This window comes from Mycolicibacterium iranicum (assembly GCF_014190915.1).
In the GTDB taxonomy this organism is placed as follows: Bacteria; Actinomycetota; Actinomycetes; order Mycobacteriales; family Mycobacteriaceae; genus Mycobacterium; species Mycobacterium iranicum_B.
The window spans coordinates 645,780-661,628 of sequence record NZ_JACHVU010000002.1; the positions used below are offsets into that span (position 1 = coordinate 645,780).

Annotated in this window: 19 protein-coding genes; 10 read left to right on the forward strand and 9 right to left on the reverse strand. The window is 69.9% G+C overall.

The genetic code is table 11. From position 1 onward, the window contains the following. Positions 1 to 116: 116 nt before the first annotated feature. The 3 genes from FHR72_RS06840 to FHR72_RS06850 are packed head-to-tail and all read right to left on the reverse strand — an operon-like array spanning position 117 to position 2,938. Positions 117 to 983, reverse strand: a complete 867-nt coding sequence (locus FHR72_RS06840) for a universal stress protein (RefSeq protein ID WP_183467160.1) — start codon at positions 981 to 983, stop codon at positions 117 to 119. After that, positions 980 to 2,404, reverse strand: coding sequence for a flotillin family protein (locus tag FHR72_RS06845; RefSeq protein WP_183467161.1), 1,425 nt, complete (start codon positions 2,402 to 2,404; stop codon positions 980 to 982). Before FHR72_RS06845 ends, FHR72_RS06840 begins: the two co-directional genes overlap by 4 nt. Before the next feature lie 3 nt (positions 2,405 to 2,407). Next, positions 2,408 to 2,938: a hypothetical protein gene (locus FHR72_RS06850; RefSeq protein ID WP_183467162.1), complete on the reverse strand. Its 531-nt coding sequence runs from the start codon at positions 2,936 to 2,938 to the stop codon at positions 2,408 to 2,410. 341 nt (positions 2,939 to 3,279) lie between these two features. Here FHR72_RS06850 and infA point away from each other — a divergent pair, with 341 nt between their 5' ends. The 8 genes from infA to truA all read left to right on the forward strand — a co-directional run bounded on the left by infA (position 3,280) and on the right by truA (position 8,016). Further along, positions 3,280 to 3,501, forward strand: a complete 222-nt coding sequence (infA, locus tag FHR72_RS06855) for a translation initiation factor IF-1 (protein WP_003418601.1) — start codon at positions 3,280 to 3,282, stop codon at positions 3,499 to 3,501. A gap of 54 nt (positions 3,502 to 3,555) precedes the next feature. After that, a complete protein-coding gene (rpmJ, locus tag FHR72_RS06860) occupies positions 3,556 to 3,669 on the forward strand; it encodes a 50S ribosomal protein L36 (protein WP_003879483.1) in 114 nt (37 codons plus the stop codon). Between the two features lie 153 nt (positions 3,670 to 3,822). Next, positions 3,823 to 4,197, forward strand: a complete 375-nt coding sequence (gene rpsM, locus FHR72_RS06865) for a 30S ribosomal protein S13 (protein WP_183467163.1) — start codon at positions 3,823 to 3,825, stop codon at positions 4,195 to 4,197. Between the two features lie 6 nt (positions 4,198 to 4,203). Beyond that, the gene (gene rpsK, locus FHR72_RS06870; RefSeq protein ID WP_183467164.1) at positions 4,204 to 4,617 is read left to right on the forward strand and encodes a 30S ribosomal protein S11; all 414 of its coding nucleotides are present in this window, start codon (positions 4,204 to 4,206) and stop codon (positions 4,615 to 4,617) included. 14 nt (positions 4,618 to 4,631) lie between these two features. Beyond that, positions 4,632 to 5,237: a 30S ribosomal protein S4 gene (gene rpsD / locus FHR72_RS06875; RefSeq protein ID WP_183467165.1), complete on the forward strand. Its 606-nt coding sequence runs from the start codon at positions 4,632 to 4,634 to the stop codon at positions 5,235 to 5,237. 83 nt (positions 5,238 to 5,320) lie between these two features. Next, positions 5,321 to 6,373, forward strand: coding sequence for a DNA-directed RNA polymerase subunit alpha (locus FHR72_RS06880; RefSeq protein WP_183467166.1), 1,053 nt, complete (start codon positions 5,321 to 5,323; stop codon positions 6,371 to 6,373). A 115-nt stretch (positions 6,374 to 6,488) separates the two neighbouring features. Continuing rightward, the gene (gene rplQ, locus FHR72_RS06885; protein WP_183467167.1) at positions 6,489 to 7,118 is read left to right on the forward strand and encodes a 50S ribosomal protein L17; all 630 of its coding nucleotides are present in this window, start codon (positions 6,489 to 6,491) and stop codon (positions 7,116 to 7,118) included. Positions 7,119 to 7,125: 7 nt separating this feature from the next. After that, on the forward strand, positions 7,126 to 8,016 hold the full coding sequence (gene truA, locus FHR72_RS06890; RefSeq protein WP_183467168.1) for a tRNA pseudouridine(38-40) synthase TruA: 891 nt from the start codon (positions 7,126 to 7,128) through the stop codon (positions 8,014 to 8,016). A 1-nt stretch (position 8,017) separates the two neighbouring features. Here truA and FHR72_RS06895 read toward each other — a convergent pair whose 3' ends face one another. The 4 genes from FHR72_RS06895 to FHR72_RS06910 all read right to left on the reverse strand — a co-directional run bounded on the left by FHR72_RS06895 (position 8,018) and on the right by FHR72_RS06910 (position 11,095). Further along, complete coding sequence (locus FHR72_RS06895; RefSeq protein WP_183467169.1) at positions 8,018 to 8,677, reverse strand: cutinase family protein; 660 nt, start codon at positions 8,675 to 8,677, stop codon at positions 8,018 to 8,020. Positions 8,678 to 8,705: 28 nt separating this feature from the next. Further along, positions 8,706 to 9,332 carry a cutinase family protein gene (locus FHR72_RS06900; RefSeq protein WP_183467256.1) on the reverse strand — a complete coding sequence of 209 codons (627 nt, stop codon included), beginning with the start codon at positions 9,330 to 9,332 and terminating at the stop codon, positions 8,706 to 8,708. Positions 9,333 to 9,407: 75 nt separating this feature from the next. Continuing rightward, positions 9,408 to 10,073 carry a cutinase family protein gene (locus FHR72_RS06905; RefSeq protein WP_183467170.1) on the reverse strand — a complete coding sequence of 222 codons (666 nt, stop codon included), beginning with the start codon at positions 10,071 to 10,073 and terminating at the stop codon, positions 9,408 to 9,410. Next, positions 10,070 to 11,095, reverse strand: a complete 1,026-nt coding sequence (locus FHR72_RS06910) for an EamA family transporter (RefSeq protein ID WP_183467171.1) — start codon at positions 11,093 to 11,095, stop codon at positions 10,070 to 10,072. The genes FHR72_RS06905 and FHR72_RS06910 overlap by 4 nt, the downstream gene beginning before the upstream one ends. Before the next feature lie 89 nt (positions 11,096 to 11,184). On the opposite strand from FHR72_RS06910, the gene FHR72_RS06915 reads away from it, so the two are divergent. Both FHR72_RS06915 and eccB read left to right on the forward strand, forming a co-directional pair. Further along, entirely contained in the window at positions 11,185 to 11,736 is a 552-nt protein-coding gene (locus FHR72_RS06915) for a CGNR zinc finger domain-containing protein (RefSeq protein ID WP_183467257.1), read from the forward strand. 45 nt (positions 11,737 to 11,781) lie between these two features. Continuing rightward, positions 11,782 to 13,176 (forward strand): type VII secretion protein EccB, encoded by a 1,395-nt coding sequence (gene eccB, locus FHR72_RS06920; protein WP_183467258.1) that lies wholly within the window; start codon positions 11,782 to 11,784, stop codon positions 13,174 to 13,176. On the opposite strand, the gene mycP is transcribed toward eccB, so the two are convergent. Continuing rightward, positions 13,141 to 14,469, reverse strand: a complete 1,329-nt coding sequence (gene mycP / locus FHR72_RS06925; protein ID WP_183467172.1) for a type VII secretion-associated serine protease mycosin — start codon at positions 14,467 to 14,469, stop codon at positions 13,141 to 13,143. The genes eccB and mycP overlap by 36 nt on opposite strands. Next, positions 14,466 to 15,767 (reverse strand): type VII secretion integral membrane protein EccD, encoded by a 1,302-nt coding sequence (gene eccD, locus FHR72_RS06930; RefSeq protein WP_260155906.1) that lies wholly within the window; start codon positions 15,765 to 15,767, stop codon positions 14,466 to 14,468. The genes mycP and eccD overlap by 4 nt, the downstream gene beginning before the upstream one ends. Between the last annotated feature and the right edge of the window lie 82 nt (positions 15,768 to 15,849).

Consider the following 15,849-nt stretch of genomic DNA (forward strand, 5'->3'; position numbering starts at 1 on the left):
TGGTCCCTATTGCGCTGCCGGGCGTGCCGATAACGTCGTGGCTGACGGATTGATGGCCGCGCCGGTAGTACCGGGGAGGTCGGGGAGATTCGGGGGGACCAGTGCCGGCGCGGCCATCAATTCCGCTGCGGAGGCACCACGATGACGGGCGCGCCGGCGGCCTGGACGACCGCATTCGCGACCGAACCGAGCAACGCGCCCGCGAGGGCGCCGTATCCACGGCTGCCGACGACCAGCAACTGCGCCGTCGCTGACTTCTCCACGAGCCGGTCGGCAGGCTGATCGACGACCACGACCCGTTCGACGCCCACATCCGGGAAGCGCCTCTGCCACCCGGCCAACTGACGCGCGACCTCGTCCTCGACGTCGCCGCGGATCGACTCCCACTCGAAGCCGGGCATCTCGAAAGCCCCCGGCGACCACCACGCATGCAGAGCCGTGAGGCCCACTCCGCGCCGCGCCGCCTCCTGGAACGCGAGCTCGGTGGCCCGGGCGCCGTTCTCGGAGCCGTCGAAGCCCAGCAGCACGGGTGCGGCCGGGTCGGCCGGGGCGCCGGCCTCCCGGACGACCGCGACGGGGCAGTGCGCCCGCTGGACGACCCCCGCGCTGGTGGAGCCGAGAACGCGGGCCGCGACCGCACCGCGTCCCCGGGAGCCGACGACCACCAGCTCGGCCGTGCGCGATGCCTCCACCAGGGCCTGGGCGGGCGCCGTGACGGCGAGCTCGGTCGCCACCGCCACCCGGCCGCCGGTCATTCGGTCCACGGCCCCGGCGGCCTCGGTCAACAGGTCTCGGCCGGTCTGCTGCTGCCAGTCCAGGTAGCCCACGGGCACCGGGGCGACCGGCCACGGACCCGCGGGCGGCGCCGTGGCGTACAAGGCGGTCAGCGGCGCGCCACGCAGGTCGGCCGCTGCGGCGGCCCACTGCAACGCGGCGTGCGCGGCCGGCGAATCATCAACGCCGACAACGACTCTGCCGGTCACTGCGGAACAGCCGTGCCGTCGACCTGGTGGGTGGCGGGGGCCGGCTCGGGGGAGCGGTTCAGCATGGCCGCCAGGTCGATGCCCGAGGACTTCAGCGACTCGACGATCTTGGCGACCGCCAGCGGGCTGACGCCGAGCAGCCCGCCGACGGCGTCCTGGGCGTCGGAGGCGCCGCCGATGATCGACAGCCGCTCGATCTCCGCGAGCGGCATGGCCGCCGCCTCGGTGGCCTTGACGACCGACTGCAACACATCGGGCAGGGTCTGGAGCCGGGCGGCCTCCGGCGAATAGGTGTTCAGCGCCGCGGCGATCTCCCTCTTACCCGCCGCCTCGGCGACCAGCCTGGCCTTGATGCCGTCGGCCTCGGCCTGCCGTTCGACGCGCAGGGCGTCCGCGGCAGCCTTGCGCGCATCGGCCTCGGCCTGCCCGGCGAGGATGGTGGCCTGCCGCTGACCTTCGGCGCGGGCGATGTCGGCCTGGCGCTGTGCCTCGGCGGGGGCGATCACGTCGGCCTGCAGCGCGGCCTGCGACTGCTCGGCGCGGCGCTGCTCGACCTCGATACGGGCCTGCACCCGGGCGGCCTCGGCCTGTTCGATCGCGATGCCGACGTCCTTCTGCGCACGCGCGTTGGCCAGCGGCCCGGCCTGGTCGGCCTGGGCGTTCTCGGCCTCGGTCTGCGCTCTCAGCCGGGCCAGCTCCACGTCGCGCTTCTGATTGGCGGCCGCGATCGCGGTGTCGGCCTCGGCCTGGGCGACCGAGCCGGCCTGGCGGGCCTTGGCCGACTGGATCTGCGAATCGCGTTCGGCTTCGGCGGTGCCGACCGCGGCATCACGCTTGACCTCGGCGATCCGGCGCTGGCCGAGCGACTCCAGGTATCCGTTGCGGTCGGAGATGCCCGCGATCTTGAGCACGTCGACCTCCATGCCGATGCGGGCCAGGTCGCCGCCGGCCTCGTCGACCACGCTGCGGGCCAGGGTGTCGCGGTTGGAGTTGAGGTCCTCCACCGTCATCGTCGCGGTGATGCCGCGCAGGCTGCCCGCGAGGATCTCGTTGATCTGACGCTGCAGTTCGTTCAGGTCGGAGGTCAGGAAGCGCTGCACCGCGGTCTGGACCGCCTCGTCGGCCGAACCGATCCGCACGAGCCCGACGGCCTCGACGTTGACCGGGACGCCGTTGTTGGACAGCGCGTTCTGCAGGTTGATGCTGACGTTGAACGGTTCCAGGCTCATGATGTCGACGCGTTCGATACCCGGCACTCGGAACCGTGCGCCGCCGCGCACCACTTTGGGCTGGCCGCGGCCGGTGAACACCGCGACCTCGTTGGGTGGCACCTTGATGTAGTTCTTCACGTAGACCAGCGGCAGTGCCACGAACAGCAGCAGCGCGGCCACGACGATGACGATGATCAGCATCAGGGACATCGGTCAGTTCCTCTCGGAGGTGGGGAGTTCGGGGTCGGCGCCGGGGATCGTCACCACGTGGACGTAGTCGGCGTCGACATCGGCGATGTAGACGGGCGTGGACTTGGGCAGGGTGTCCGGCTCCGCGGTGATCGCCCGGGCGCGGACGCGGTTGCCGTCGGTGTCGACGAACGCGACCTCACCCCAGCCGTCGGTCGGGACGGCCAGCGTGACCGTGCCGAGCAGGCCGATGTAGGACGCCCGGCCCCGCTGCGAGTTCGACTGTTGACGGCGCAGGAACGGCAGCAGCAGGCCCTGCAGTGCCCCGACGACGACCAGACCGACCACGACCGCCACGACGGCCGAGGCGACCGTGCCCGCGCCGAGCCACGTGGCGACCAACCCACCGGTGCCCGCGCCGAGGACGCCGGCCGACAGGCTGGTCAGGCTCAGGAAGGGCAGTCCGTCGTGACCCAGCTCGACGTCGGTCAGCAGCAGGGCGGCCAGTACGGCGACGCCGCCGACGGCGAAGGCGGCGAGGTAGGCAGCCGTCACGAGAGTGCGAATCGGGAAGAGGTCACGGGAGTGCGAATCGGGAAGAGGTCACGGGAGTGCGAATCGGCAGGAGGTCACGGGAATGCGAGCGGGGAGGAGGTCACGAGTCGATCTTCGCACTCGCGAGGTGACCCTGTTCGCGCAGATTTTGGGCATGGGCTGCGGGCGAGTAACATAGATCAACGGTGCGGCTTCCGCGCCGACTTTTTGCGTGCCCCATCAGGAGCCTTCTGTCGAGAGGGAATTCCTCAGATCCGGCCCACGTTCTCAAGTCGGATCGAAGGCTGTCCCGAGCAGGCCAGCAGGTTGGTACGAAACGAAAGCAAGGATCGTTACAGAGTATGGCCAAAAAAGACGGTGCCATAGAGGTCGAGGGGCGTGTCGTCGAACCCCTGCCCAATGCGATGTTCCGCATTGAGCTGGAGAACGGACACAAGGTCCTCGCCCACATCAGCGGCAAGATGCGGCAGCACTACATCCGCATCCTCCCCGAGGACCGCGTCGTGGTGGAGCTTTCCCCCTACGACCTGTCCCGTGGCCGCATCGTCTACCGCTACAAGTAGCGGCGCAGTACCCGAACAACCCGAACAATTCCGAGAAGAAGGATCGACACAGCCGTGAAGGTGAACCCGAGCGTCAAGCCGATCTGCGACAAGTGCAGGGTGATCCGCCGGCATGGGCGGGTCATGGTGATCTGCTCCGATCCCCGCCACAAGCAGCGGCAGGGCTAGCAGCACAGCCGCAGTACCCACAACTGAATGATGACCTCCCAGCACCACTGAGCGGGTACGCCGCTCGAAACGCCCGGCACGGAGGCCGGGCCCCGGCAAGAGCCCGGGAACGGACTGGGATCAGACCTCCGCAGAACACAAGGAATGGCACATATGGCTCGCCTTATGGGCGTCGACCTCCCGCGCGACAAGCGCATGGAGATCGCGCTGACCTACATCTACGGCATCGGCCGTACCCGCTCCCAGGAGATCCTGGAAGCGACCGGCATCAGCCGGGAGATGCGCACCAAGGACCTCACCGACGACCAGGTGACGCAGCTGCGCGACTACATCGAGGGCAACCTCAAGGTGGAAGGTGATCTGCGCCGCGAGGTCCAGGCCGACATCCGCCGCAAGATCGAGATCGGCTGCTACCAGGGTCTGCGGCACCGCCGCGGCCTGCCGGTGCGTGGCCAGCGGACCAAGACCAATGCGCGCACCCGCAAGGGCCCCAAGCGCACCATCGCCGGCAAGAAGAAGGCCAGGTAACCCCGGATGGCACAGGCAAAGAAGGGCGGCGCCCCCAAGAAGGGGCAGAAGACCCGTCGCAGGGAGAAGAAGAACGTCCCGCACGGCGCCGCTCACATCAAGAGCACGTTCAACAACACGATCGTGTCCATCACCGATCCCCAGGGCAACGTCATCGCCTGGGCTTCGTCGGGACATGTCGGCTTCAAGGGGTCGCGTAAGTCCACCCCGTTCGCCGCGCAGCTGGCCGCCGAGAACGCCGCCCGCAAGGCGCAGGAGCACGGCGTCAAGAAGGTCGACGTCTTCGTGAAGGGCCCGGGTTCGGGTCGCGAGACCGCCATCCGTTCGCTGCAGGCCGCCGGCCTCGAAGTGGGCGCGATCGCCGATGTCACGCCGCAGCCGCACAACGGCTGCCGTCCGCCCAAGCGGCGCCGGGTCTAGGGAGGACTAGAGAAATGGCACGTTATACCGGACCCGTCACCCGCAAGTCGCGCCGTCTCGGCGTCGACCTCGTCGGTGGAGATCAGTCCTTCGAGAAGCGCCCCTACCCGCCCGGCCAGCACGGCCGCGCGCGGATCAAGGAGAGCGAGTACCGCACCCAGCTGCAGGAGAAGCAGAAGGCCCGCTTCACCTACGGCGTCATGGAGAAGCAGTTCCGCCGCTACTACGAGGAGGCCAACCGCCTCCCCGGCAAGACCGGTGACAACCTGCTCCGCATCCTGGAGAGCCGCCTCGACAACGTCGTGTACCGGGCCGGCCTGGCCCGCACCCGTCGTATGGCGCGCCAGCTGGTCAGCCACGGCCACTTCACCGTCAACGGTGTGAAGGTCGACGTCCCCAGCTACCGGGTGGCGCAGTACGACATCATCGACATCAAGGACAAGTCGATCAACACGCTGCCCTTCGAGGTCTCCCGGCAGACTGCCGGCGAGCGCCCCATCCCGGGCTGGCTGCAGGTCGTCGGCGAGCGTCAGCGCATCCTCGTGCACCAGCTGCCCGAGCGCGCGCAGATCGACGTGCCGCTGACCGAGCAGCTCATCGTCGAGCTCTACTCGAAGTAGTAATCCTGACCCCGGAATCCACCGGGGCTCAGGCCACCTAACGGCATCAAATAGCGGTTGCCGAGAAGGAGAAAAGAAACACCATGCTGATTTCTCAGCGCCCCACCCTGAGCGAAGAGGTCCTCGCCGAGGACCGCTCCCAGTTCGTCATCGAACCGCTGGAGCCGGGATTCGGTTACACCCTGGGCAATTCGCTGCGTCGCACGCTGCTCTCGTCGATCCCCGGCGCGGCCGTCACCAGCATCCGCATCGACGGCGTACTGCACGAGTTCACCACCGTTCCCGGGGTGAAGGAAGACGTCACCGACATCATCCTGAACCTCAAGAGCCTGGTCGTGTCGTCCGAGGAGGACGAGCCGGTCACCATGTACCTGCGCAAGCAGGGACCCGGTGAGGTCACCGCGGGCGACATCGTGCCGCCCGCCGGTGTCACCGTGCACAACCCCGACATGCACATCGCGACGCTGAACGACAAGGGCAAGCTCGAGGTCGAGCTCGTCGTCGAGCGGGGCCGCGGCTATGTGCCGGCCGTGCAGAACAAGGCCTCCGGCGCCGAGATCGGCCGCATCCCGGTCGATTCCATCTACTCGCCGGTCCTCAAGGTCACCTACAAGGTGGAGGCCACGCGTGTCGAGCAGCGCACCGACTTCGACAAGCTGATCCTCGACGTCGAGACCAAGAACTCGATCAGCCCGCGCGACGCACTCGCGTCGGCCGGTAAGACCCTGGTCGAATTGTTCGGTCTGGCAAGGGAACTCAACGTCGAGGCCGAGGGCATCGAGATCGGCCCGTCGCCGGCCGAGGCGGATCAGGCCGCGCACTTCGCGCTGCCGATCGACGACCTGGACCTGACGGTGCGGTCGTACAACTGCCTCAAGCGCGAGGGTGTGCACACCGTGGGCGAGCTCGTGGCCCGTACGGAGTCCGATCTGCTGGACATCCGCAACTTCGGCCAGAAGTCCATCGACGAGGTCAAGATCAAGCTGCATCAGCTCGGTCTCTCGCTGAAGGACAGCCCGGCCAGCTTCGACCCGTCCGAGGTTGCCGGCTACGACGTCGCCACCGGCACCTGGAACAGCGATGCCGGCTACGACCTGGACGACAACCAGGACTACGCCGAGACCGAACAGCTCTAGGCGCGAAACCGAACAGCTCTAGGCGCGAAACCGAACAGCTCTCACCCGATCTCGCAAGAGAACCGTCCCGGCCCTACCTGACACGGGGGTCGGCCCCACCTAGGAGATAGTCGCAATGCCCAAACCCACCAAGGGTCCTCGCCTCGGCGGGTCGTCCTCGCACCAGAAGGCGCTGCTGGCCAACCTGGCCACGTCGCTGTTCGAGCACGGCCGGATCAAGACGACCGAGCCGAAGGCACGGGCGCTGCGTCCGTACGCGGAGAAGCTCATCACGCACGCCAAGAAGGGCACGCTGCACAACCGGCGTGAGGTGATGAAGAAGATCCGCGACAAGGACATCGTCCACGTCCTGTTCGCCGAGATCGGGCCGTTCTTCGCCGACCGCAACGGCGGCTACACCCGCATCATCAAGGTCGAGAACCGCAAGGGCGACAACGCCCCCATGGCGGTCATCGAGCTGGTGCGGGAGAAGACCGTGACGTCCGAGGCCAACCGTGCCCGTCGCGCCGCCGGCAACCAGAAGGTCGCCGCTGCGGCGGCGCCGCAGGCTGCGGTCGAGCCGGAGGCCGCCGAAGGCCCCACGGCCGACGAGGCCGTGGAGCCGACTGCTGCGGAGGCCGAGGCCGTCACCGAGACCCCGATCGCCGACGAGGCGCAGGTCGAGGTCGAGGGCACCGAGTCCGTCTCGGAGGCCGAGGCCGACGAGGCCAAGGCCGACGAGGCGAAGGCTGACGACGCCAAGTAGTCACTTCATGAACATGCCCGCCACCGACACCGGTGGCGGGCATGTTCGTTTACGTCTCGACATCGCTTACGACGGCACCGATTTCGCCGGCTGGGCGACACAGGCCGGGCATCGCACGGTGGCAGGTGTCGTCGACGACGCGCTGACGACGATCTTCCGGACGCCGGTGGTCACCCGCGCGGCCGGACGGACTGATTCAGGGGTGCACGCCACGGGTCAGGTCGCCCACGTCGACGTCCCGGCGGGCGCCCTCCACCACGCCTACCCCAGGACGCCGCGTCCCGCCGAGCCAGAATTCGGGCCGCTCGTCCGCCGCCTCGGCCGGATGCTTACCGAGGATGTGCGCGTTCGCGGGATCACACGCGCCCCAGAAGGATTCGATGCCCGATTCTCGGCGCTGCGCCGCCACTACGTCTACCGCCTGTCGACCGCGCCCTACGGTGTGGAGCCGGCGCAGGCGCGGTTCGTCACGGCCTGGCCCCGGCCTCTCGACGTCGGGGCGATGACTGCGGCGGCGCAGACCCTGCTGGGCCTGCGCGACTTCGCCGCATTCTGCCGCCACCGGGAGGGCGCGACGACCATCCGGGAACTGCAACGCCTCGACTGTGTCCGTGACGGTCATCGGATCGAGGTCCTCGTCAGCGCCGATGCGTTCTGCTGGAACATGGTCCGCTCACTGGTCGGTGCGCTTCTGGCCGTCGGCGAGCACCGGCGGGACGCCGCGTGGTGCGCCGCGCTCCTGAAATCCACTCGTCGCTCCAGCGACTTCGCGGCCGCACCGGCGCGCGGGCTGACGCTGGTCGGCGTCGACTACCCGCCCGACGACGAGCTGCTCGCCCGCAACCTCGTGACCCGGGACCTTCGGACCGCCGACCCGAAAGCTCCGGACGCCGGCTGAGTCAGATGCGGGGCGCGACGAAGTCCGCGGCCTGGTTGACCATCCCCGCGTCGATGTAAGCGGGCGCGAGGTGGTCGGCCCAGTAGTCCTGCCAGTTCTCCGGATCGGTCGGATTGCAGATCGGGTCGTCGCCGTGGCACAACTCGATGGTGCGTTCGCGGTAGAGCGGGTTGAAGTTGGAGATCGGACCGACCCACGCGATGCCGTTGCCGAACAGGGCGACCGCGGCGATGTTCCGGTCGGCTCCGGCGGGCAGTGGGCGTTTGAAACCGAACGCCGCGATCGGCACGGCCAGCACCACGTCGGTGACGGCTGCGCCGAGGGAGTAGCCGCCGAGCACCAGGCGCGTGTTGGGGCAGTTGTCCATCATGTACTGGACGCGCCCGCTCATGTCGTTGGCGCCGATGTCGATCTCGGTGTCGGCCGGGTACTTGACCGCGTAGAGGTCGATGTCCTTGCCGGTCTTGTTCCGCAGTGCGCTGATCAACGCGTTACCGATCTGGCCGGGACCGCTGGGTTCGATGCGGCCGCGAGCGAAGATCAGCTCTGCGTCGGGGCAGGACTGGGCCGACGCGGACGGCGGCACCACGAGCGCGGCGGCGCCGAGGACGAGCGCAGCCGCCAGCGAGAAGACCCGGAATTTTCGCTGCTGTCGAATCACTTCGCCGATCTTAATAGTCTTCCGGCGTTCAGACCCGGCCTGCGGCAAACCCGGCCGCCTGGCCGATGAACGGAGACCGTTCGTAGCTCGTGTGGGCGAAGGGGTTGCGACCGTCGGAGCAGATCGGGTCGCCGTCGGCACACAGGTCGATCGCCTTGCCGGCGAAGGACCCGCTCGCCGAGACGGGGTTGCCGAACTTGGTGGCCGGATTGCCGAAGACCGCGACCGCGGCGACGTTGCCGTTGAGCCCACCCGGCAGCGGCGGCGCCGACCCGATGTTGCCGATCCGGTTGCCCAGGGGCGGCACGCCCGCGAGCATGTCCACCACCGCGGCGCCCTGCGAGTAACCGCCGAGGACGATGCGGGTGCCGGGGCACTGGGCCGCCATCGTGGCGATACGGCCGGTAGCGTCGGTCGCACCGACCGCGGTGTTGAGGAAGTCGTAGCTGGCGGGGTAGTTCACACCGTAGACGCCGACGGTGCGGCCGCCGAGTTGGTTCCTGAGCTGGTCGGCGAGGGCCTGGCCGACGCGTCCGACGCCGGCGGGCTCGCTGGTACCGCGGGCGAACACCACCTCCACGTCCGGGCAGGGCTGGGCGGAAGCCGTGGTCACGGGCAGGACGGTGGCCGTCACGGTGAGGCCCAACGGCACCATCACGGCAGCGGCGGCCGCGGCGATCCGGCGGCTCAGTCGATCGAAAAGCACAAGACACCGTAACGCATAGCTGGACTAAACGATACCGGCGACGAACGCCGCGGCCCGGTCGGTGAAGCCCGCGGGCCCGTAGTTGCTGTGGGCGGCGATGTCGTCACCGGACGAACACACCGGATCGGCGCCGTTGCACAGATCGATCGACCGTGAACCCCAGACCGGGCTCGCCGTGATGGGTAGTCCCACCTTCGTGGTGGGGTTGCCGAACAGCGCGATGGCGGCGACGAAATCCGGTGCGTTCGGGGGCAGGGGATTGGTGAATCCGACCGCCGGGAACGGCACCGCAGCGATGACGTCGATGACCGCGGCCCCCTGCGAATAGCCGCCGAGGACCAAACGGGTCTGCGGGCAGTTGGCCATCATCCACTGGACGTGGGCGCTGGCGTCGTTGGCGCCGCCGGCCGCGGCAAGGAAGTCGAAGGTCGCGGGATACACGACGGCGTAGGACCCGACGGACCGGCCGCCGACGCGTCCTCGCAGCGAGTCCACGAACGCCGCCCCGACACGACCGAGGCCCACAGGCTCGTCGGTGCCGCGCGCGAAGACGACCTCGATGTCGGGGCAGCCCTGGGCGGCGGCGACCGGAGCCGTCGCGGTCGGCACGATCAGCAGGGCGGCCGCGGTGGCGACTGCGGCGATCAGCGCCGCGATCCGGCGTGACCCGGTTTCAAGATCGATCTTCACGCCTCGATGTTAGCCGCCGTGGTGACCTGCGACGGTGCATCCGGCCACGTGACCGCCGGTGTCTCGGCCGGCTCGCTCCGGTCGCCCTGCCGGGCCAGTGCCAGCCCGGCCAGGACGATCGCGCCGCCGACGGCCTGGGTCACCGTCATGGCCTCACCGAGCAGCACCCATGCCGCCAGGACGGCGAACATGACCTCCGAGAGTCCGACCAGGGACGCGAACCGGGGCCGCAGGCGCGCGATCCCGACGATCCCCAGGGTGTAGGCGATCGCGGTCGGGATCAACGCCAGCGCGATGACGGGCACCAGCCACGACGTGCTCCACCCGGCGACCACGGTGTTGTTCGCCGTGAACGTCAACGGCATCGCCCCGGTCAGGCCCAGGGCGGCCACGGTCACGGCGCCGAAGATCAGGCCGGCGGTGGCCAGGGTGATCGGATGCAGGGCCGGGGTGTCGTCGGAGGTCTCGCCGCCGACCTTGTCCGACATGAGGAAGTAGCACGCCGCGCAGACGGCGGCCGCCAGGCCCCAGCCGACCCCGACGAGATTGATGTGCGATGCCGCCAGCCCGTCGGATCCGACGATGCCCAGCACCAGCATGATCCCGGCCACGGCGAGCCCGACACCGGCGAGTGTGAGAGTGGTCGGCCGCCGGCGCGTGGTCGCCCACAACCAGCCCACCACGAGAATCGGGGAGGTGTACTCCAGGAGCAGCGCGACGCCCACGGACAGGTGGGAGACGGCGTTGTAGTAGAAGAGCTGCGCGCCGGCGATCGGTACGAGACCGTAGAGCACGACGGTGCGCGCGTGGTGGCGCGCCTCGCGCAGCCAGCCGGGGCGCACCACGGTCGCGAACACGGCCATGGCGAGCGCCCCTCCGGCCAGGCGGGCGGTGACGGCCGCGGTGGGGCTCCACCCGGCTTCCATCAGCGCCTTGGCGAAAGGTCCGGAGCAACCGAACGCGAGGGCGGAGCCGATGGCGAAGAGCAAGCCGGACCGGAAGCGGGTCTCGATAGCAGCCATGAAGGGGTACCTCCGGGTCCTGACAAGGGAAGACATGAGTAAAATCAGCTTTGGTCATGACGCTACCGCCGAAAGGAGTCATGAGTCAAATGCTTTTCACCCATGACACCGAGCTCACACTGCGCGCCGCCAGCATCCTGATCAACACCGACCGCGTGGACGGGGAGCAGCTGGCGGACATGTCGGCGCTGGACCGGTACCTGGATTCCTTCGGCTGGACCGGACGACGTGACCACGACGACGCCGAACTCGAGGCGGTGCGTCAACTACGCGCCCGACTGGGCCGCATCTGGGAGAGCGCCGGCGACGAGGTCCGTGCCGTCGATCAGGTCAACGCGCTGCTCTCCGACACCAAGGCGTCGCCGTGGCTCACCCGCCACCCCGAGATGCCCGACTGGCACCTGCACCTGGCCTCGATCCACGATCCGCTGTCTCAGCGGATGGGCGCCGAGATGGCGATGGCGCTGGCCGACCTCATCCGCTCCGGGGAGCTCCGCAGGCTCAAGATCTGTGCCGCTCCCGACTGCGAGGCCACATTGGTCGACCTCTCCCGCAACCGGTCGGGAAAGTTCTGCGACACCGGCAACTGCGGTAACCGGCAGCACGTCGCCGCCTACCGGGAGCGCCGCTCCAACAAGTGATCCGACCCTCCGCGCGGCGTCGATAGGCTGGCCGCGGGGGAGATGATGGGGCAACCGACGACACGGCTGCAGATCAGCGGACACCGCTTTCTGGCCCGCCGTATGGAACATGCACTGGTACGCGGCGACACCCGCATGCTCGATGATCCGCTTCGCGGACAGTCGCTTTCGCTCTGCGCCGGTGCAGTCCTCGCGGTCATCGTGGTGGCCGTGTGCGCAGTCCTGGCATTCGTGCGGCCCGGCGGCGCGCTCGGTGACGCGCCGGTGGTCGTCGTGCGTGAGACCGGCGCGACGTACGTGCGCATCGACGGTGTTCTCCACCCCGTCGCCAACCTCGCTTCTGCGCGCCTGATCGTCGGCGCCCCCGCCGAACCGGCGATGGTGTCGAAGAAGGCCGTCGACCGGGCCGCCCGCGGCCCCCAGGTCGGCATCCTCGGTGCCCCGGAGGACATCTCGCCGCCGCTGCGCGCCGAGGAGGCCGGGTGGACCGTCTGCGACGACGACCGGGGAGCGACGACCGTGATCGGCGGGCGGCTCCCGGATGCGGTCGGCGTCGCCGGGCGCAGCGTGCTCGTGACCCCGCGAGACGGGCCCGCCGCGGTGACGTACCTGCTCCACGGAGCCTGGCGCTCGCGGGTCGACCTCAGGCACCCGGCGGTGGTGCGGGCGCTGCGGCTCGACGGCGTTGTACCCAGGGAGGTTTCGCAGGTCCTGCTCGCGGCGATCCCCGAGGCGCCGGCCATCGCACCGCCGCGGATCCCCGGGCTCGGCGCGCCCGGTCCGGGCCGGCTGAATGATCATCCGGTGGGGACGGTGGTGACCGTGGCGCGTGCAGACCGCGCGACCGACGATCTCTTCGTGGTCCTTCCCGACGGTCTGCAGCGCATCGGGGAGGTCGCCGCCGACCTCATCCGGTACACCGATGCCCGTGCCGGAGCGCAGATCCCGGCAGTGCCGGCCGAGGTCGTCGGCTCGGTACCGGTGGTGACCTCGCTTCCGGTCGCGACGTTTCCCCCACGCGGTGGGGTCGTCGATGAGCCCGTCGTGTGCGCGGTATGGCGGCAGGATCGCGGCGGAACCGGTTCGCGCACGGCGCTTCTCGTGGACACGTCACTCCCGCGTACCGCTGCGGCCCTCACCCTCGCCCAGCAGGACGGCGGGGGCCCCGCCGTCGACGCGGTGGCCGTGCCGCCGGGTCGGAGCATGTTCGTCCGGTCGGTGGGGCTCACCGGCGACGGGGCCAGTGCGGGCTCGCTGTTCCTGGTGACGGTCAGCGGCGTGCGCCACGGTGTGCGAGACGGTAGCAGCGCTGCGGCTCTGGGCCTCGGAGAACCTGCGGTGCCGGCGCCGTGGCCGGTTCTGGCCGCACTCCCGCGCGGGCCCGAACTCAGCCGCGAGGCCGCCTCAGCGATCAGAGACGGTGTCGCTGCGGCGCCGTAACCGCCCGGCCACGGTCGACGCGACAGCGACTCCGACGGTCAGCAGCACACAGACGGCTGCCCCCCGCAGCGCTGTCCTCGCCTGCCCCGGTGCGTTGCGGGTTCCCGCCGCACTCATCGGTACGGCCGGTCGCGGTGGTGACGGCGTCGCACCCGGACCGGTGACGGCTGCCAGGGGATCGATCACACCATGGCCGACAACGGGACTCCAGCCTGAGGACGGGGGGTGGGCGGTGTCTTCGATGCGCTGCATCACCTGTCGTGCCGTAAGTTCGGGGGACCGGGCCCGCACGAGTGCGACGACCGCGGTGACGACCGGAACCGCATAGCTGGTGCCCGACAACGGATGACCGGACGGCGACATGTCGACCAGGCCGTCGCCGGTCGAGGCCAACGACACCACTTCCTCGCCCGGTGCCGCGACATCCACCCACGGACCGGCCAGGGTGAACGGAGATGCCGCACCGTCGGGCCCCACCGAGCCGACCGTCAGCACCAGGTCGTCGTACCAGGCCGGGCTCGCGACGGTCGACAGCCGACCGCCGCGCGTGGCTTCGCGGGGGTTCTGCTCCTGGCACTGACCTGGGCCGCCGACGTTGCCCGCGGCAGTGACGACGACGGCGTTCTTCACGTCCACCGCGTAGGACAGCGCCGCGCCGAGGGCCTGGTCGCCGACGTCGGTTCCGGCAGGCACGCAGGCCACGGTGGAGATGTTGACGACCGTCGCACCGAGATCGGCGGCGGTGCGCACTGCGGCGGCGAGGGTCGCGACATCGCCCGCCCCGGTCCCGCCAGGGTCGTCGATCGCGTGGAACTTGTTGCTGGACTGCCGGATCGACAGAAGCGAAACTTCCGGAGCGATACCGCGGAACCCGTCCGGATCGGCTGAATCCGGCGTGGCTCCGATGATGCCGGCGACGATGGTGCCGTGTCCGTCGCAGTCGTTGGTCCCGTCGTGACGCGACACGTAGTCCCCGCCGGGGATGAGGTGCGGCAACCGGCGGTGCCGGGACACCCCCGTATCGATCACGGCCACGGTCTGGCCCGCGCCGCGTGTCAGCGCCCACACCGTCGTCAGGTCGAGCCCACTGAGCTGGCCCGGCCGCCCGGTCGCCGGTGGTGGCGCGGCCTCGCACTCGTCGTACTGCGCGGTCGGCTCGGGCGGGATCGCCGGGGCGGCGCCCGGAAGCAGGCGCTCATCTACCGGTGGCGGGGTCTCCGCAGCCGCCGGGGCCGCGCTCTGAAGCGCCAGCAGCACCGCGACCGCAAGGAGCGGCCCCGCCCGCGACGTCACGACAAGCTCAGATCTCGGACGAATCCGTACAACCCGGTCGTCCAGAACGCCAACGGGAACACGGCGACGAGCACGGCATACTCCGCGAGCTGAAAGGTGTTGGCGGCCATCGGCCCCGGGGTGCGGGCCCGATGTCCCCACCACGCAGCGGCGATCGAAACCGCGGCCGCTACCGTGCAGATCCAGTACCCTTGCGCCGGTGCCGCCGCCACCCCAGCGACCAGTGCTGCGCCGAGCGCGACGGAACCTGCTGCGGCCAAAAGGGTTCGGCGGCGCGCATCGGCGTGGCATCTCAGCCGCAGCATCAACAGCGCGCCGAGGTCTGCGCACAGGGCGGCGTCCAGGAGTGCCGGGTGCCGCTGACCGACCGCCGCCGCAGCGACCACGACGGTGCCGAGCGCGGTCGAGGCGCACCAACCCGCCATCAATGCGGTCAACGTGTTGTGCGCCAATTCCGCTCGGCTCCCGTCGACCTCAGGCTGCGCTGGACCCAACCGGGTGAGCAGGATCGTGAGCCGCGGCGCCGCAGACAGGGCCGCGACCGACAGCACGGCCAACACCACTGCGGCCGCGCCGACGTCGACGGCGACGGCGACCGACAACGCAGCTGCGGCGGCCACGGCCGCGGCGGCCGCCGCGGAAGCGGTCAGCGCCGCGTTGCCCACGCCGAGCTTGGTCAGCACGGTGCATGTCGCCAGCGCCGAGCATGCGGCGAGCAGCGTCGCGGCGGGCCACGGGGCCCCGGCGGTCGCGAGGATCGCGGCCGCGGTGCCGAAGACCAGCGCCGCCGCGCTCAGCACGAGCGACAGGTCGCGGTCGGTCCGGCCGGCGGACACCGAAGCCGCCGCCGCGGCCGCGCCCAGGACGGCGGCCGACCAGAGATGCCGGCTTCCTTCCTCGGTCAGGCCCGACCACGCCATGATCACGGCCGACGCCGCGCAGCCTGCCGTGGCGACTGCGGCGACGATACGGCGACTCGCGGCATCGTCGGGGCCTGCGCACTGCGCAGCGACGACCCCGGACGGGTCCGCCGGGGTCAGGCGTGGCCGAGGCACCGGCCGGGATGCCAGCACCACCACATCACCGTCCCGGATCGCATTGTCACGCAACGACAGTGCGGAATTCAGCGGCGAGCCGGCAAGCCGGGTCAGGAACCACCACTGCTGCCCGGCTGTGTCACCGAAGATCGTGTCGACGAGCGACGGCATCAGCTCGCCCACCGGCCGGTCGGCCGGCAGAACCAGATCGACCGTCGCGCACTGATCGGCACCGGTCACGTCCACCGACACCCTGCACATCGTATGTGGCACCGCCTCAACGTAACTCGGGTCACGCCGGGGTCGCTGCGCAAGTTCGTCGGCCTGTGGATGGAACGGGAGC

What these genes read in the sequence shown, in the direction of transcription:
- FHR72_RS06845 (WP_183467161.1), bottom strand. Translation starts at nt 2,404, where the DNA reads ATGTCCCTGATGCTGATCATCGTCATCGTCGTGGCCGCGCTGCTGCTG.
- infA (WP_003418601.1), top strand. Translation starts at nt 3,280, where the DNA reads ATGGCCAAAAAAGACGGTGCCATAGAGGTCGAGGGGCGTGTCGTCGAA.
- rpsM (WP_183467163.1), top strand. Translation starts at nt 3,823, where the DNA reads ATGGCTCGCCTTATGGGCGTCGACCTCCCGCGCGACAAGCGCATGGAG.
- rpsK (WP_183467164.1), top strand. Translation starts at nt 4,204, where the DNA reads ATGGCACAGGCAAAGAAGGGCGGCGCCCCCAAGAAGGGGCAGAAGACC.
- rpsD (WP_183467165.1), top strand. Translation starts at nt 4,632, where the DNA reads ATGGCACGTTATACCGGACCCGTCACCCGCAAGTCGCGCCGTCTCGGC.
- FHR72_RS06880 (WP_183467166.1), top strand. Translation starts at nt 5,321, where the DNA reads ATGCTGATTTCTCAGCGCCCCACCCTGAGCGAAGAGGTCCTCGCCGAG.
- rplQ (WP_183467167.1), top strand. Translation starts at nt 6,489, where the DNA reads ATGCCCAAACCCACCAAGGGTCCTCGCCTCGGCGGGTCGTCCTCGCAC.
- truA (WP_183467168.1), top strand. Translation starts at nt 7,126, where the DNA reads ATGAACATGCCCGCCACCGACACCGGTGGCGGGCATGTTCGTTTACGT.
- FHR72_RS06900 (WP_183467256.1), bottom strand. Translation starts at nt 9,332, where the DNA reads ATGGTGCCGTTGGGCCTCACCGTGACGGCCACCGTCCTGCCCGTGACC.
- FHR72_RS06910 (WP_183467171.1), bottom strand. Translation starts at nt 11,095, where the DNA reads ATGGCTGCTATCGAGACCCGCTTCCGGTCCGGCTTGCTCTTCGCCATC.
- FHR72_RS06915 (WP_183467257.1), top strand. Translation starts at nt 11,185, where the DNA reads ATGCTTTTCACCCATGACACCGAGCTCACACTGCGCGCCGCCAGCATC.
- eccB (WP_183467258.1), top strand. Translation starts at nt 11,782, where the DNA reads ATGGGGCAACCGACGACACGGCTGCAGATCAGCGGACACCGCTTTCTG.
- eccD (WP_260155906.1), bottom strand. Translation starts at nt 15,767, where the DNA reads ATGTGCAGGGTGTCGGTGGACGTGACCGGTGCCGATCAGTGCGCGACG.